This is a genomic window from Alteromonas sp. ABD4_190 (assembly GCF_056160105.1).
The window spans coordinates 175,178-189,291 of record NZ_JBSWWN010000002.1 but is presented as its reverse complement, the minus strand read 5'-3'; the positions used below and the strand labels follow the sequence as shown (position 1 = coordinate 189,291).

Here is a 14,114-nt window from a genome sequence, read left to right as displayed (position 1 = left end):
GGCAATTAGCCGATAGGATTACAAAAATAACGAATAGATGAGTTGCGAGTTTAGAACGCTTTTTAATCGCAAGTTACAGCGCGGTATCAGCGCCTTCGTCTTCTTCGTCTTGGTCTTCAGACAGTACGGCCCATACGTCGTGTTCATTAGCATGAATAACTTCAGCCCATACACGATCGCCTGGTTTTACGTCATAAACGCCGTTTAAATGAACCAGACCATCAACTTCCGGTGCGTCTGCATAAGTACGTCCTACTGCACCTTCCGCATCAACGCTGTCGATAACAACTTGATATTCGTTACCGATTCTAGCTTGTAGACGAGCCTGGCTTATCTCACCCTGTACTTCCATAAAGCGCGCAAGGCGTGCTTGTTTTATATCTTCTGGTACTGGGTCGGGTAGGTCGTTTGCTCTTGCCCCTTCAACTGGTGAATAGGCAAATGCGCCAACCCGATCAAGCTGGGCCTCACGAAGGAAATCCAATAGTTCTTCGAACTCTTCTTCTGTTTCACCCGGAAAGCCAACAATAAATGTGGAACGAATGACAAGCGACGGGCATTGCTCGCGCCATTTCTTAACGCGTTCAAGAACGCGCTCGGCACTGCCTGGGCGCTTCATTAATTTAAGAATGCGTTTATTGGCGTGCTGGAAGGGAATATCCAAGTAAGGAAGGATCTTACCTTCGTTCATTAGCGGTATTAGGTCATCGACGTGCGGATAGGGGTATACATAATGTAAACGGACCCAAATACCCATTTCGCCCAGCTTTTCACACAGCTGCTGCATGTGTGCTTTAACCGGCATGCCGTTCCAGAACCCCGTTCTGTGCTTAACATCAACACCATAAGCGCTAGTGTCTTGTGAAATAACCAGTAGCTCTTTAACACCAGCGTCTTTCAAACGCTTAGCTTCATCAAGCACGTTACCTACTGGGCGGCTGACTAAGTCGCCACGCATAGAAGGGATAATGCAGAACGTGCAACGGTGGTTACATCCTTCTGAAATCTTTAAATAAGCATAGTGACGAGGTGTTAATTTTACACCATGGTCAGGAATGAGGTCTTCAAACGGATTGTGCTGGGGTTTTGGAAGATGATCGTGTACTTGTTCAACTACCGTTTCGTAGGCGTGAGGGCCAGTAATCGCTAACACGTTCGGGTGAAGCTCTCTTATTTCGTCCTCTTTAACACCTAAACAACCGGTAACGATAACTTTACCGTTTTCTTTAAGCGCTTCACCAATGGTATCTAGTGACTCTTCAACCGCTGCGTCAATGAAGCCACATGTGTTAACGATAACAAGATCAGCATCGTTATAGGTAGGGACGACGTCATAACCCTCGGTGCGAAGTTGAGTAAGAATACGCTCAGAATCAACTAAGTTCTTAGGGCAACCTAAGCTAACAAAACCAATTCTGCTGCCATTGCTTTGTTGCGAAGGTTTGTTGTCACTTAATACCTTCACTGGCGTTTCTAGCGTGGTGGTTTTATTTACTACTTTGTTTGGATTAAACGTTTCTACTGTCATCTAAAATATCACCTGGAAAATGACTGAGCTTAAAATGGCCGCGGATTATACAGGAAAACCCGCGTAGACGCAGTATATATGTTTAGCGTTGACGATATAAGTTGTTAGCGCATATTTGAAATAGCGCGCAGGTAAACGTTTTTCGTAAGCATGAAAATTAAAAGTGACAGATTATATGGTTAAAGCAACACCAAGAAGGTTTAAAAAAGCGTTGTCTACCCCCACTTTAGTCACTTCTTAGAGATAAATATCATTAGAACTTATGGTGTTCTGAAGATTCAAAGTTGAAAACGTAGAAGTGAAAACATGCTCAAATTACCGCTAGCTTTTTATGATGAGTCAGGAAGAATTCTGCCGCCCCGTTGGCTATATAGCGTGCTTATTCTTCTTTGCATCGATTGGTTAGCGTTTATATTTTCGCTAGCTTCTCGTACCCAAACTAGTGAGTTACTCGCATTTTTCTACCCGCAGAAAGAAAGCTTGGGATTAGGGCTAACAGCCAGTTTACCCGTGTTACTTGCGTTATCTTTGGTAAGTCAACGAGATCGCTTGTGGAAAAAAGGGTACCTTGTATGGCGTAAGTGGGTTATACCACTGGCTCAATTCGGTGTGTTGGCGCTATTGAGCGTGCAGCTATACTACGCTATGCATCATCACTGGGGTTTTGAAACTATTACGGGTGTAAAGATCGTTTTTTACAGTATAGCCTTATACGCAATTTCAAAAAGTCGTCATTTAAAGTGGATGATAGAGGATTGGGAAACACCTAATCCCTAAACCTCATTCTTCAAAAACATTTTTATTGGAAATGTGTTCAATGCACTCAACTGAACATACGTTAAATTGAGTGCAAAAACTGTGAGAAGGTTAGTGGCTACCTAAGTGGTTGCCCAGCGCTTGTTCATAATAGGCTTTTACGCTTATCTGGCTATCGTTGACGAGGCGCTCATAGCAGATACCCGCTAAGGCATAGGTATTTTCACCAACCTGAAGAAAAACAGCAGGTGCTTTGGGATTTGACTGATCGTAAATCCATTCGCCATCTAGCTGCGCTTTTAAAATTTCTCCAATGTAAGCGCCAAAGATATTACAAATGGTGAACACTGCCTCATCTTCTAACGCTAAATCGTGATATTTATCTACAAAACTAAGTAGAATGTCGTCCACCAGTGCTACGCTAGCAGGTGAGTAGTCGAGTACAATTTCGAACTCATCAGCTGCTGTTGCCACAGCGTCATTCGCACAATCTGCCATTAATTTTTTGAGTTCATCAGGTGACATATTGTTCTCCTTCTCACCGATACCTTTGATATAACAATTTAACGCTTAAAAAGCCGTTAAGACAAGGTGTTATAAGTTTTTGACTATTGTGCGCAAGTTATCGGCCAAAGTCTATTTTTGTCCAGTTAATCTATTTATTACACTTGCAGCGGCAAACATACCAAAGGTGGCGGTTACCGTGACCACAGCACCAAAGCCGCCTGCACAGTCTAGCCTAGTACCACCTTCCATTGCAGATTTGTTGTAACAAACCGAGCCGTCTGGTTGTGGGTAGCGCAATTGCTCTGTTGAATAGATACACTCAACGCCAAAGCGACGTTTTGGGTTTTTACTGAAGTTATAGTTACGCCTAAGCTCACTGCGTAGCTTAGCTGCTAGGGGGTCTTGTGTTGTTTTAGCTAAATCGCCTTTAGTGACTTGAGTTGGGTCTATTTGACCGCCCGCACCGCCAACCGTAACAATGGGAATTTTGTTGCGTTTACAGTGAGCAATCATCGCCGCTTTAGCGCGAATACTGTCAGTGGCATCGACCACAGCGTGCATTTCTTTGGTTAAAAGTGTGGCCGTATTGTCTGGGGTGACAAAATCCTCAATACAGTTCACTTTGCAAGCAGGATTTATCAAGTGAATTCTCGATGCAATGGCGTCGACCTTTGCTTCTCCTACGGTATTGGAAAGCGCGTGAATTTGGCGATTTGTATTAGTTACGCAAACATCGTCTAAATCAATAAGGGTTATAGTACCAATGCCCGAACGAGCTAGTGCTTCTGCAGTCCAACTTCCTACACCGCCAATGCCGACTACAGCCACATGACTGTTGGCTAAATTATTAGTTTGCTGTGCGCCATATAAACGCACAATACCGCCTAAACGTGGATCATCAGACATGTTTCACTTCACTTAAAAATAAACTAACTCAAGGGCGTGTGTTTACACAAAAACATGCAAACACGCTAGCAGGGCGCGCATCATCTCAAAAGTGAACACTAAAGATCAATACACTCCAGTTTTTTCGAATAATAAATCCGATTTTAAGCGACATACGTTCTACCCAATACATGTTTAAATGAGTTTATTGTTTAGTGAAGTAATAAAAAGGGGCAGGCATATGGGCTTACTCGTTGATGGAAAATGGCAAGACAAGTGGTACGACACCAGCAAAAACGGTGGGAAATTTGAGCGCCAAGCATCTAAATTTCGTGACAAAGTTAGTAATGAAGATGGTTCCACGTTTCCCGCTGAATCTGGTCGCTATCATCTTTATGTCTCGTTAGCTTGTCCTTGGGCGCACAGAGCGCTCATATTTAGAAAGTTAAAGGGATTGGAGGCGCATATTGATGTTTCGGTGGTACACCCTGAGATGCTTGATCAAGGCTGGGAGTTTAAAGATTTCCCAGGATCAACGGGGGATAAGCTTTATAACTTTGACTATGCGCATCAAATTTATACTAAGGCAGAACCTGAGATAACCACCCGTGTCACTGTTCCAATCCTTTGGGATAAACGAACAGAAGCTATCGTTAATAATGAATCAGCTGAAATTATTCGTATTTTTAACAGTGGGTTTAATGCACTGACTAATAATGAAGACGATTATTATCCTAACGCCCAACGTGAAGAAATTGATGCCATCAACAATATGGTGTACCACGACATAAATAATGGCGTGTACAAAGCTGGATTTGCTACAACGCAAGAGGCCTATGAAGAGGCAGTAACTGCATTGTTCTGCGCGCTAGATAGGGTTGAAGAAAGGTTGAGTAAACAACGTTATTTGGTTGGCAGCAAAATAACAGAAGCAGACTGGCGCTTATTTACTACGCTGATACGCTTCGACGCGGTGTATCACGGGCATTTTAAATGCAATAAAAAGCAAATCGCAGACTATCTAAACATCTACGGCTATATGAAAGAACTTTATCAAGTTCCGGGCGTTGCTGAAACGGTAAACTTCGACCATATCAAAAGGCACTATTACTACAGCCACACTATGATAAATCCAACGCAGGTAATCCCCGTCGGGCCAGAGCAAGATCTTATGTCGCCTCACGGTCGCGATAAAATGGGACGTTGAAGCACCCAAAAGGTCAGTAATACACAAAGCTAAACGTGAAGCTCGTAAAAGATAGTGAAGGTTAAGATTTAAGGTAGATACACATTATGTCAGTGGAAGTGAGTGAACAAAAATCGATAGAGAAAGTGGTTACAGGTATGCCAACAAGTGATGGCGCGGGCGTGTCGCTTACTCGTATTATCGGACAGCCTGATCTACCTCGCCTCGATCCCTTTTTAATGTTGGATTTTTTTGGTTCAGATAATCCAGGTGAATACATTGCTGGTTTTCCACCACATCCTCACCGTGGTTTTCAGACAGTTACTTATATGCTTGCAGGAAAAATGCGCCATAAAGACTCTGTAGGCAATGAGGGTGTTATTGATGCTGGTGGCATTCAATGGATGAATGCAGGTCGAGGCATAATACATGAAGAAATGCCAGAGCAGGAGGAGGGCTTGTTACAAGGCTTTCAGCTGTGGGTGAATCTTCCGGCCGCAGAGAAAATGTCAGCGCCGAACTATCAAGACATACAGCCAGATAGTGTGCCTACAGTACACATTCAAGATGCAGTAATCAAAGTGTTAGCAGGTGAAATTGAAGGTGTGAAAGGGCCTGTGAAGACAACGGCGGTTGCTCCTACTTTTTTAGACATTGTACTACGAAGCGGGAGTTCGGAAATTGCACTGGGTTCGGATGAAGCTGCCTTTATTTATGTGTACGAGGGAAGCGTGGTCATTAATAGCGGCGAACTTACTAAAGAAACAATTGTGTCGCAGGGAGAGCTGGGTGTTTTGTCACAAAGTGGCAAGCAGCTATCTGTATCCGCTGATACAGGTTGTAAGTTTATAGTGGTCTCAGGTAAACCTATTGAAGAGCCTGTGGTCCAATATGGGCCTTTTGTAATGAACACTCAGCAGGAAATTGTTCAGGCATTTAACGATTACCAAAGCGGTTCATTAGCGAAGTAGATACAAGGTTTGCCTGTTTTGATTCGGCTATGGGTAATTATCTATGCGGACTGGTATTAGGCTGGGCTTTTAATCAATACCTCTTCATTAGGTTCAGCAAGGAGTAGCACTGCCAATGCATTTTGAAAGCGTCGCCGAAAAACACGTGCTATCACTTTTAGAATTTGAGCGAAGTAACAAAGCCTATTTCGAATTGTCTATAGCACCAAGAGAGGCAGCGTTTTATTCATTGGATGTCGTTGGCTACCACATTAGCGAATTGCTTTACTTACAACAGCAGAAAAGAGCTTGGGGTTATGTACTCGTTGATGATCAACGAAACAAGCAGATTTTAGCGCGTGCTAATATCAGAAACAGAGCAGGCGACAAGGCGGAAATTGGCTATCGAGTTGCGGAGAAGGAATGTGGGAAAGGCATTGCTTCTCGCTGTGTTTCATTTTTAATTGATGAGGCTAAAAGCAAGGGCTTAAAATGGCTTACTGCTGAAGTCATGGATAACAATGCCGCTTCTGAAAAAGTCCTTATCAAGAATGGTTTTAGTCCTAAGCAGTGTTTTCGCCGAAAGTATCAACATAAAGGCGCCCTTCATAACAGTATCTACTTCGAACTCGCACTTTAAACTCAGTGATAGATAACGGAGATAGCGAAACGCTGTGTTATTTAAATTGAAATAGTAATTCACTTCCTCTAATGATTTAATATCAGTATGTCTAATTTCTTTTACGACGATTACAAAGGGGCGTCTGCGCTTTTTTGTTGTAAAAGGCGATTATGTAATAATAAATAGTTAAAACACAGGGAATTTCGATCTAAATGGCAACCCCAATTACCTGCTTTAAAGCGTACGATATTCGTGGCGAATTGAACTCACAACTGACTGAAGATGTAGCGTATCGAATTGGCTATGCGTTTGCGCAAGAATTAAATGCGAAAACTGTTGTTGTTGGTAGTGATGTGCGTCTTACGTCAATACCATTAAAATTAGCGTTAAGTGCGGGCCTAATCGATGCTGGTGCAACAGTGACCGATATTGGCATGGCAGGAACAGAAGAAATTTACTTCGCTACCAAACACCTTGGCGTTGATGGTGGTATTGAAGTAACGGCAAGTCATAACCCCATTAATTACAACGGTATGAAACTGGTGAAGTCAGGCTCTGTTCCAATTAGTGGCGACACAGGCCTAAACGCGATAAAAGAGAAAGCGGAAGCACTAGAAGATAGCTTCGTGTCAGAGCGATTAGCACACTACACTGAGGCTACATCAATTGATGCCGATGCGTTTTTTAATGGTACGGCTCATGTAAAAGAAAACAAGCTTTCTGAAACCGATAAATATGCGGTTAAGTCATGTATGTCTGACTATGTGTCTCACATGCTTTCTTACGTTAATTTGAGCAATTTTACGCCGTTAAAAGTGGTGGTTAATGCAGGTAATGGTGCCGCAGGCCCCGCGCTAGACGCTATTGAAAAAGAAATGAAAGTGCAGGGTGTTCCGATAGAGTTTGTTAAAGTACATCACAATGCTGATGGTACATTTCCAAACGGCATCCCCAATCCATTGTTACCTGAAAACCGTGCTGACACCGCTGACGCTGTTAGAGCGTCGGGAGCTGATTTTGGCATTGCATGGGATGGTGATTTCGACCGTTGCTTCTTGTTTGACGCTGATGGTGAATTTATTGAAGGATATTACATTGTTGGCTTGCTTGCCGAAGCATTCATTGACAAAAACACCGACAGCAAAATCATTTATGACCCACGTGTGTACTGGAACACAGAAGATATCGTAGCGAATGCAGGTGGTACACCTATTAAGTCGAAAACCGGCCATGCGTTTATTAAGGAGCGTATGCGCAAAGAAGACGCAGTATATGGCGGTGAAATGAGTGCGCATCATTACTTTAGAGATTTTGCCTACTGTGATTCAGGCATGATCCCTTGGTTGTTAATTGCCGAATTGGTGTGTGTGAAAAAGAAAACATTAGCGAGTATGGTAAAAGCGCGAATTGAAGCGTTTCCATCTTCTGGTGAAATTAACAGTAAACTAAAAGATGCTGATGCTGCACTTGAACGTGTAACAAGTAAGTATAAACCTCTCGCTAGCGTTATCGACACAACTGACGGGTTAGGATTAGAGTTCGACACTTGGCGCTTTAACTTGCGTAAATCGAATACTGAGCCAGTTATTCGTCTGAACGTTGAGAGTAAAGGCGACATTGCTCTGATGGAGCAGAAAACCGAAGAGCTACTTTCGCTTATTCGCGCTGAATAACCACGGTACTTTTCAGATAAGTAAAAAACGAAGGCGATAATATAGCGATATTATCGCCTTTTTTGTTTTCGAGATTTATACCTGTTAAATCTCTGTTTATCAATTACTTATGAAGGTTATGCGTAACCGGTTTGATTGAGTTAGACACTCGCTTAAGCGCCGCAGGCTTTTGCCTCTATTACTTTTTTTGCAATTAACTAATGTCATGCCTTTAACGCTAAGATTTTAGTAGTAACGCTAGACAAGCAAGTAAATCATCCAAGCGTGACAGATAACGACAACACTTGTTAGTCCCATTCGCAGGCTTATGTAACTTACAATCTGCTCTTTAGGAAGGCTAAGGATAAACTTGTCGTAAATAAGCACGGCGACGTAGCTTAGCGATAAAACGCCAAACACTCTCACGTCGTGAGAGAACACCAAACACAACCACCCAATAATAGTGGGCAACATTGCTATTAGCATTTGCTTGTCATATCGCTGGTTACTTACAGAGTCCCACCAATGAATACCGCCAAAGAAAGATAACAGCACAGCAGAGTATTGGACAAAGTAAACGGCGCTTTGTGTTAGTGGTAATAGGTTAAGCTGATAAGCCAGTGGCATTGCCACAAAAGGAATAAGACCGGCAATACCTAGAAAAACTGCTGAATAGGGCATTGTTGTTCCTTGAAGTAAACTTGTATAAACAAAAATAGCGCCTTAAAGGCGCTATTTTTACTATTAAGCGTAATACTTAGTTCAGTAAAACCTAAATTTTTACTTAATTGGCGTGTATTTACGCTGGTTGTGACCAGTGTAAAGCTGACGAGGACGACCGATCTTCTGTTTAGGGTCGCTCATCATTTCATGCCAGTGTGAAATCCAGCCTACTGTACGAGACAGAGCGAAGATACACGTAAACATGTTGGTAGGAATACCAATTGCCTTAAGAACGATACCTGAGTAGAAATCTACATTCGGGAACAGTTTCTTCTCTGCGAAGTAAGGGTCGCTTAACGCAATCTTTTCAAGTTCCATTGCTACTTCTAGTAGTGGATCTTTAACGTTAAGTTCGCTTAGTACTTCGTGACAGCTTTCACGCATTACCGTTGCACGAGGGTCGTGATTCTTATAAACGCGGTGACCAAAGCCCATTAGACGGAACGGATCGTTCTTGTCTTTGGCACGTGCAATAAACTCAGGAATGCGGTCTACAGTACCGATTTCTTCTAGCATGTTTAGACATGCTTCGTTCGCACCACCGTGAGCAGGGCCCCAAAGTGAAGCAACACCAGCAGAAATACAAGCATATGGGTTCGCGCCAGAAGAACCAGCAAGGCGAACGGTAGACGTTGACGCATTCTGTTCATGGTCTGCGTGTAGCGTAAAGATACGGTCCATCGCGCGCTCAACAGCTGGGCTGATTTGATATTCTTCTGCAGGAACAGAGAACATCATGTTCAGGAAGTTTGCTGCGTAGCTTAAGTCGTTACGTGGGTAAACGAATGGCTGGCCAATATTGTACTTGTAACACATAGCAACAAGCGTTGGCATCTTTGCAATTAGACGATGCGCGCTGCGGATGCGCTGTTCTTCATTAGAAACGTCTAAATCGCTATGATAGAACGAAGACATCGCGCCAACGGTACCACATAGCATTGCCATAGGGTGGGCGTCGTTGCGGAAACCGTGGAAGAACATGTTGATTTGTTCATGTACCATGGTGTGACGAGTAATCGTCTCTTTAAACTCTTCGTATTGTTCTTTTGTTGGTGCATCACCGTGAAGAAGCATGTGACATACTTCTAAGTAGTCTGCGTCACGCGCTAGTTCTTCAATAGGGAAACCGCGGTGTAATAACACACCTTGAGCGCCGTCAATGTAAGTAATTGAAGACTCGCAAGATCCTGTCGCCATAAAACCTGGGTCGTACGTGAAATAACCGTGTTGGCCTAACGTACGGACATCGATTACATCTTGTCCTTCGGTGCCAGACAAGATAGGAAGCTCGATTTCCTTACCGCCGGCTTTAAGAATGGCTTTCTGATCTGCCATAAAATGCTCTCCTCAGAATGGTTCTGTTTGCAGCGAAAACGGACGAAAATGTCCGCTTCGTTGGGAAAAGTGGGCGTATTTGTACTTTATTATGCACCAACAAGTCAATTTAATTGCATATTTGAACAATAAATATTCTGAATTGCTTAAAAAAATACTAGCAATACAGTAACGTTCAATTAACTCGCTGGGAAATCACTTTGCCCGATACAGCGCAATTATCAATGGCTTTTCAAAAAAGGTAAACCACCGATTAATAAATATATTAACAGGTCAGGTTAAAAAGTAACCTTTTCATGGGGAATAATTACGCATACAGATTAAAAGTGCTTAATTTCTTATTGATATGCATAGTTATTCCATTTCGCTGCTGATAAAATCGAAACACTGTTATTGCGCTTGTTATAACGTGTTGTAGACAATTTTGAACTCTTTTTGAGCAAAATAATTATCACTAAAGTGTATATAGCGACTAAAGTCTTACTACGGCACAAAAAATTGTAATTATATACTACGCTGGATATACTCAGCGGTGCTTGGAAAACGGAATATTTATTCTGTTACAAGCATTAAAGAATAATTCACAAATTGTTAACAACTCATTGGACGAGGCAATTAACAGGTTAAAAATCGAATTCACTTACCCAGGACATAATAAAGGTAAGAAATTCATTATCCCCTACGGATTAAACAGGCATACATTGTGAAAAAGCAAAGACCAGTAAATTTAGAACTCAATACTATTAAATTTCCGCCCTCTGCTATTTCGTCAATTCTCCACCGCGTAACCGGTGTTGCAATGTTCTTCGCGCTACTTTTTGTTATTTGGGCATGGGCAGTTTCTGTTCACTCGCCGGAAGGTTTCGCGGACGTTCAAGCAATCATGGACGGTTTCCTTGGAAAATTTGTCGCAATTGGCACAGCTTCAGCGCTGACGTATCACATTCTAGGCGGCCTAAGACACGTTGTTATGGATTTAGGTCACTGGGAAGAATTAGAGTCGGGTAACACAAGTGCAAAAGCAGTAATCGCACTTTGGGTTGTACTGACCGTAGTATTGGGAGTTGCATTATGGTAACCAACCAAGCAAGCATTAAGCGTGACGGCGTACAAGATTACGTATCACTTCGCGCTACAGCAGCAATTATTTTCGCGTACTCGGTTTTCATGGCGTGGTTCTTTATCACCACAGATAACCTAACGTTTATCGAATGGCGAGGGTTGTTCTCTGGCCTAGCTATGAAAGTTTTCACATTGGCAGCACTAGTAGCAGTGATGATCCACGTGCGCATCGGCCTATGGCAGGTGCTAACAGACTATGTTAAAGCAACAGGTCTGCGCGCAGGACTACAATATATTCTAAATATCATCGCGTTCGGCTATGTAGCTGTTGGCCTATTCGTACTGTGGGGAGTGTAAAATGAGTTTACCCGTTCACGAGTTTGATGCAGTTGTAATTGGTGCAGGTGGTGCAGGTATGCGCGCAGCACTACAGATTTCAGAATCTGGTAAATCATGCGCACTGTTGTCTAAAGTATTTCCAACCCGTTCTCATACTGTGTCTGCACAGGGTGGTATTACCGTAGCACTAGGTAATTCACACGAAGACAACTGGGAATGGCACATGTATGACACTGTAAAGGGGTCAGATTATATCGGTGACCAAGACGCTATCGAGTACATGTGTAAAACTGGTCCAGAAGCTATTATCGAAATGGAGAACATGGGCTTACCTTTCTCGCGTTTCGAAAATGGTAAAATCTATCAGCGTCCTTTCGGCGGTCAGTCAAGAAACTTTGGTGGCGAGCAGGGCGCTCGTACGGCAGCTGCAGCGGACCGTACTGGTCACGCGCTTCTACACCTTCTTTACCAGCAAAACGTAAAGAACAAAACCAAAGTATTTTCTGAGTGGTATGCACTTGATCTAGTTAAGAACCAAGACGGCGACGTTGTAGGTTGTACAGCAATCGACATCGAAACTGGCGAAGTAGTTTACTTTAAATCGCGCGCAGTTGTTCTGGCAACTGGTGGTGCGGGTCGTATCTACGCATCAACAACTAACGCGCACATCAATACCGGTGACGGTGTTGGTATGGCACTGCGTGCTGGTGTTGCGGTTCAGGATATGGAAATGTGGCAGTTCCACCCAACCGGTATAGCTGGCGCGGGTACTTTGGTTACTGAAGGCTGTCGTGGTGAAGGTGGTTACCTTCTCAATAAAGACGGCGAACGCTTCATGGAACGTTATGCACCTAACGCGAAAGACCTAGCAGGTCGTGACGTTGTTGCGCGTTCAATGATGACTGAAATTCGCGAAGGTCGTGGTTGTGAAGGCCCGTGGGGTACTCACATTAAGCTTAAGCTTGACCACCTTGGTAAAGATGTACTTGAGTCACGTCTACCTGGTATTCTTGAGCTATCGCGTACATTCGCACACGTTGACCCTGTAAAAGAGCCGATTCCAGTAATTCCTACTTGCCACTATATGATGGGTGGTATTCCAACAAACGTTGATGGCCAATGTCTAACCGTTGATGAAAACGGTAATGATAAGGTAGTTAACGGTCTATTTGCATGTGGTGAGATTGCTTGTGTATCTGTACACGGTGCAAACCGTCTTGGCGGTAACTCACTACTTGACCTTGTTGTATTCGGTCGTGCGACTGGTTTACACCTTGGTAAGACATTATCCGAAATGGCACCATCACGAGACGCGTCTGAGTCTGATCTTGAAGCCTCTATGACACGTTTCAACCGTTGGGAAAATTCAGAGAAAGGAAAGGGCGAAGACCCTGTTCAAATTAAGAAAGACTTGCAAGAATGCATGCAGCTTAACTTCTCAGTATTCCGTGAAGGTGAAGCCATGGCGGAAGGTCTTAAGGAACTTAGCGAAATTCGCGAGCGTCTTAAGCATGCACGCCTTGACGATAAGAGTTCAGACTTCAACACTCAACGTATTGAATGTTTAGAGCTTGATAACCTAATGGAAACTGCGTACAGCACAGCAGTAGCAGCGAACTTCAGAACGGAAAGCCGTGGTGCTCACAGCCGCTTCGACTTCCCGGAACGTGATGATGACAACTGGTTATGCCACAGCATCTACGATCCGAACACTGATAAAATGCTTAAACGTGAAGTGAATATGGCGCCTAAGCTTAGGGAAGCATTCCCGCCTAAAGTGCGTTCATATTAAGAGAGGCAACGATCATGCAATTAACTTTTTCGATTTATCGTTACAACCCTGAAGTAGATGCGAAGCCTCGCATGCAAGACTACACTCTAGAAGTAGAGGAAGGTCAAGACATGATGGTGCTAGACGCGCTACTTGCACTAAAAGAGCAGGATCCGACGCTTTCTTTCCGTCGTTCGTGCCGTGAAGGTGTATGTGGTTCAGACGGTGTAAACATGAACGGCAAAAATGGCCTAGCATGTATTACTCCTCTATCTGCACTGGGCAAAGGTAAAATAGTAGTTCGTCCACTTCCAGGTCTACCGGTTGTACGTGACCTAGTTGTTGATATGACACAGTTCTATACGCAGTACGAAAAGATTAAGCCGTTCTTAATCAACGATAGCAAGCAACCGCCAGCGCGCGAACACTTACAGTCGCCTGAAGAACGTGCGAAGCTTGATGGTCTATACGAGTGTATTCTTTGTGCATGCTGTTCAACGTCATGCCCATCGTTTTGGTGGAACCCAGACAAGTTTATTGGTCCTGCGGGTCTACTTCACGCATATCGCTTCCTTATTGATAGTCGCGATACTGCAACTGAAGAACGTCTTAACGACCTTGATGATGCATTCAGCGTATTCCGCTGTCACGGTATCATGAACTGTGTGAGTGTATGTCCTAAAGGCTTAAACCCAACAAAAGCGATAGGCCAAATCAAGTCTATGCTTTTACAACGGGCTGTTTAGTACTATATTCTGATAACTACTTTTAGTTACAGAAAGTGATGCTCTAAATAGC

The 14,114-nt window shown here is 43.4% G+C and carries 14 protein-coding genes; 9 read left to right on the top strand and 5 right to left on the bottom strand.

What is annotated here, in order from left to right:
- Positions 1 to 73: 73 nt before the first annotated feature.
- Entirely contained in the window at positions 74 to 1,528 is a 1,455-nt protein-coding gene (gene rimO / locus ACXAFM_RS18355; RefSeq protein WP_474835735.1) for a 30S ribosomal protein S12 methylthiotransferase RimO, read from the bottom strand.
- A gap of 306 nt (positions 1,529 to 1,834) precedes the next feature.
- Here rimO and ACXAFM_RS18350 point away from each other — a divergent pair, with 306 nt between their 5' ends.
- Positions 1,835 to 2,305, top strand: a complete 471-nt coding sequence (locus ACXAFM_RS18350) for a DUF2919 family protein (RefSeq protein ID WP_474835733.1) — start codon at positions 1,835 to 1,837, stop codon at positions 2,303 to 2,305.
- A gap of 90 nt (positions 2,306 to 2,395) precedes the next feature.
- Here ACXAFM_RS18350 and ACXAFM_RS18345 read toward each other — a convergent pair whose 3' ends face one another.
- Both ACXAFM_RS18345 and tcdA read right to left on the bottom strand, forming a co-directional pair.
- The gene (locus ACXAFM_RS18345) at positions 2,396 to 2,809 is read right to left on the bottom strand and encodes a hypothetical protein (protein ID WP_474835731.1); all 414 of its coding nucleotides are present in this window, start codon (positions 2,807 to 2,809) and stop codon (positions 2,396 to 2,398) included.
- Positions 2,810 to 2,920: 111 nt separating this feature from the next.
- Positions 2,921 to 3,697, bottom strand: a complete 777-nt coding sequence (tcdA, locus tag ACXAFM_RS18340) for a tRNA cyclic N6-threonylcarbamoyladenosine(37) synthase TcdA (RefSeq protein ID WP_474835729.1) — start codon at positions 3,695 to 3,697, stop codon at positions 2,921 to 2,923.
- 220 nt (positions 3,698 to 3,917) lie between these two features.
- Between tcdA and ACXAFM_RS18335 the strand changes: the two genes are divergently transcribed.
- The 4 genes from ACXAFM_RS18335 to ACXAFM_RS18320 all read left to right on the top strand — a co-directional run bounded on the left by ACXAFM_RS18335 (position 3,918) and on the right by ACXAFM_RS18320 (position 8,107).
- Positions 3,918 to 4,883 carry a glutathione S-transferase family protein gene (locus ACXAFM_RS18335; RefSeq protein ID WP_474835727.1) on the top strand — a complete coding sequence of 322 codons (966 nt, stop codon included), beginning with the start codon at positions 3,918 to 3,920 and terminating at the stop codon, positions 4,881 to 4,883.
- An 86-nt stretch (positions 4,884 to 4,969) separates the two neighbouring features.
- A complete protein-coding gene (locus tag ACXAFM_RS18330; protein WP_474835725.1) occupies positions 4,970 to 5,833 on the top strand; it encodes a pirin family protein in 864 nt (287 codons plus the stop codon).
- Positions 5,834 to 5,948: 115 nt separating this feature from the next.
- Positions 5,949 to 6,452, top strand: a complete 504-nt coding sequence (locus tag ACXAFM_RS18325; RefSeq protein WP_474835723.1) for a GNAT family N-acetyltransferase — start codon at positions 5,949 to 5,951, stop codon at positions 6,450 to 6,452.
- Between the two features lie 194 nt (positions 6,453 to 6,646).
- Entirely contained in the window at positions 6,647 to 8,107 is a 1,461-nt protein-coding gene (locus tag ACXAFM_RS18320; protein ID WP_474835721.1) for a phosphohexomutase domain-containing protein, read from the top strand.
- 237 nt (positions 8,108 to 8,344) lie between these two features.
- Here the strand turns inward: ACXAFM_RS18320 and ACXAFM_RS18315 are convergent, their stop codons facing one another.
- Positions 8,345 to 8,767 (bottom strand): DUF3429 domain-containing protein, encoded by a 423-nt coding sequence (locus tag ACXAFM_RS18315; RefSeq protein WP_474835719.1) that lies wholly within the window; start codon positions 8,765 to 8,767, stop codon positions 8,345 to 8,347.
- Between the two features lie 99 nt (positions 8,768 to 8,866).
- On the bottom strand, positions 8,867 to 10,144 hold the full coding sequence (locus ACXAFM_RS18310) for a citrate synthase (RefSeq protein WP_474825484.1): 1,278 nt from the start codon (positions 10,142 to 10,144) through the stop codon (positions 8,867 to 8,869).
- 703 nt (positions 10,145 to 10,847) lie between these two features.
- Between ACXAFM_RS18310 and sdhC the strand changes: the two genes are divergently transcribed.
- The 4 genes from sdhC to ACXAFM_RS18290 are packed head-to-tail and all read left to right on the top strand — an operon-like array spanning position 10,848 to position 14,062.
- Positions 10,848 to 11,222 (top strand): succinate dehydrogenase, cytochrome b556 subunit, encoded by a 375-nt coding sequence (sdhC, locus tag ACXAFM_RS18305; RefSeq protein WP_014998321.1) that lies wholly within the window; start codon positions 10,848 to 10,850, stop codon positions 11,220 to 11,222.
- A complete protein-coding gene (sdhD, locus tag ACXAFM_RS18300; protein WP_159579156.1) occupies positions 11,216 to 11,563 on the top strand; it encodes a succinate dehydrogenase, hydrophobic membrane anchor protein in 348 nt (115 codons plus the stop codon). The genes sdhC and sdhD overlap by 7 nt, the downstream gene beginning before the upstream one ends.
- 1 nt (position 11,564) lies before the next feature.
- Complete coding sequence (sdhA, locus tag ACXAFM_RS18295; RefSeq protein ID WP_474835717.1) at positions 11,565 to 13,337, top strand: succinate dehydrogenase flavoprotein subunit; 1,773 nt, start codon at positions 11,565 to 11,567, stop codon at positions 13,335 to 13,337.
- A 14-nt stretch (positions 13,338 to 13,351) separates the two neighbouring features.
- Entirely contained in the window at positions 13,352 to 14,062 is a 711-nt protein-coding gene (locus ACXAFM_RS18290) for a succinate dehydrogenase iron-sulfur subunit (protein WP_012518362.1), read from the top strand.
- The last annotated feature ends 52 nt before the right edge of the window (positions 14,063 to 14,114 follow it).

Excerpts from the sequence above, each read along its gene's own strand:
- ACXAFM_RS18325 (WP_474835723.1), top strand. The coding sequence starts at position 5,949 with ATGCATTTTGAAAGCGTCGCCGAAAAACACGTGCTATCACTTTTAGAA.
- ACXAFM_RS18310 (WP_474825484.1), bottom strand. The coding sequence starts at position 10,144 with ATGGCAGATCAGAAAGCCATTCTTAAAGCCGGCGGTAAGGAAATCGAG.
- ACXAFM_RS18350 (WP_474835733.1), top strand. The coding sequence starts at position 1,835 with ATGCTCAAATTACCGCTAGCTTTTTATGATGAGTCAGGAAGAATTCTG.
- ACXAFM_RS18345 (WP_474835731.1), bottom strand. The coding sequence starts at position 2,809 with ATGTCACCTGATGAACTCAAAAAATTAATGGCAGATTGTGCGAATGAC.
- rimO (WP_474835735.1), bottom strand. The coding sequence starts at position 1,528 with ATGACAGTAGAAACGTTTAATCCAAACAAAGTAGTAAATAAAACCACC.
- ACXAFM_RS18335 (WP_474835727.1), top strand. The coding sequence starts at position 3,918 with ATGGGCTTACTCGTTGATGGAAAATGGCAAGACAAGTGGTACGACACC.
- sdhA (WP_474835717.1), top strand. The coding sequence starts at position 11,565 with ATGAGTTTACCCGTTCACGAGTTTGATGCAGTTGTAATTGGTGCAGGT.
- sdhD (WP_159579156.1), top strand. The coding sequence starts at position 11,216 with ATGGTAACCAACCAAGCAAGCATTAAGCGTGACGGCGTACAAGATTAC.
- ACXAFM_RS18290 (WP_012518362.1), top strand. The coding sequence starts at position 13,352 with ATGCAATTAACTTTTTCGATTTATCGTTACAACCCTGAAGTAGATGCG.
- ACXAFM_RS18320 (WP_474835721.1), top strand. The coding sequence starts at position 6,647 with ATGGCAACCCCAATTACCTGCTTTAAAGCGTACGATATTCGTGGCGAA.
- ACXAFM_RS18330 (WP_474835725.1), top strand. The coding sequence starts at position 4,970 with ATGTCAGTGGAAGTGAGTGAACAAAAATCGATAGAGAAAGTGGTTACA.
- tcdA (WP_474835729.1), bottom strand. The coding sequence starts at position 3,697 with ATGTCTGATGATCCACGTTTAGGCGGTATTGTGCGTTTATATGGCGCA.
- ACXAFM_RS18315 (WP_474835719.1), bottom strand. The coding sequence starts at position 8,767 with ATGCCCTATTCAGCAGTTTTTCTAGGTATTGCCGGTCTTATTCCTTTT.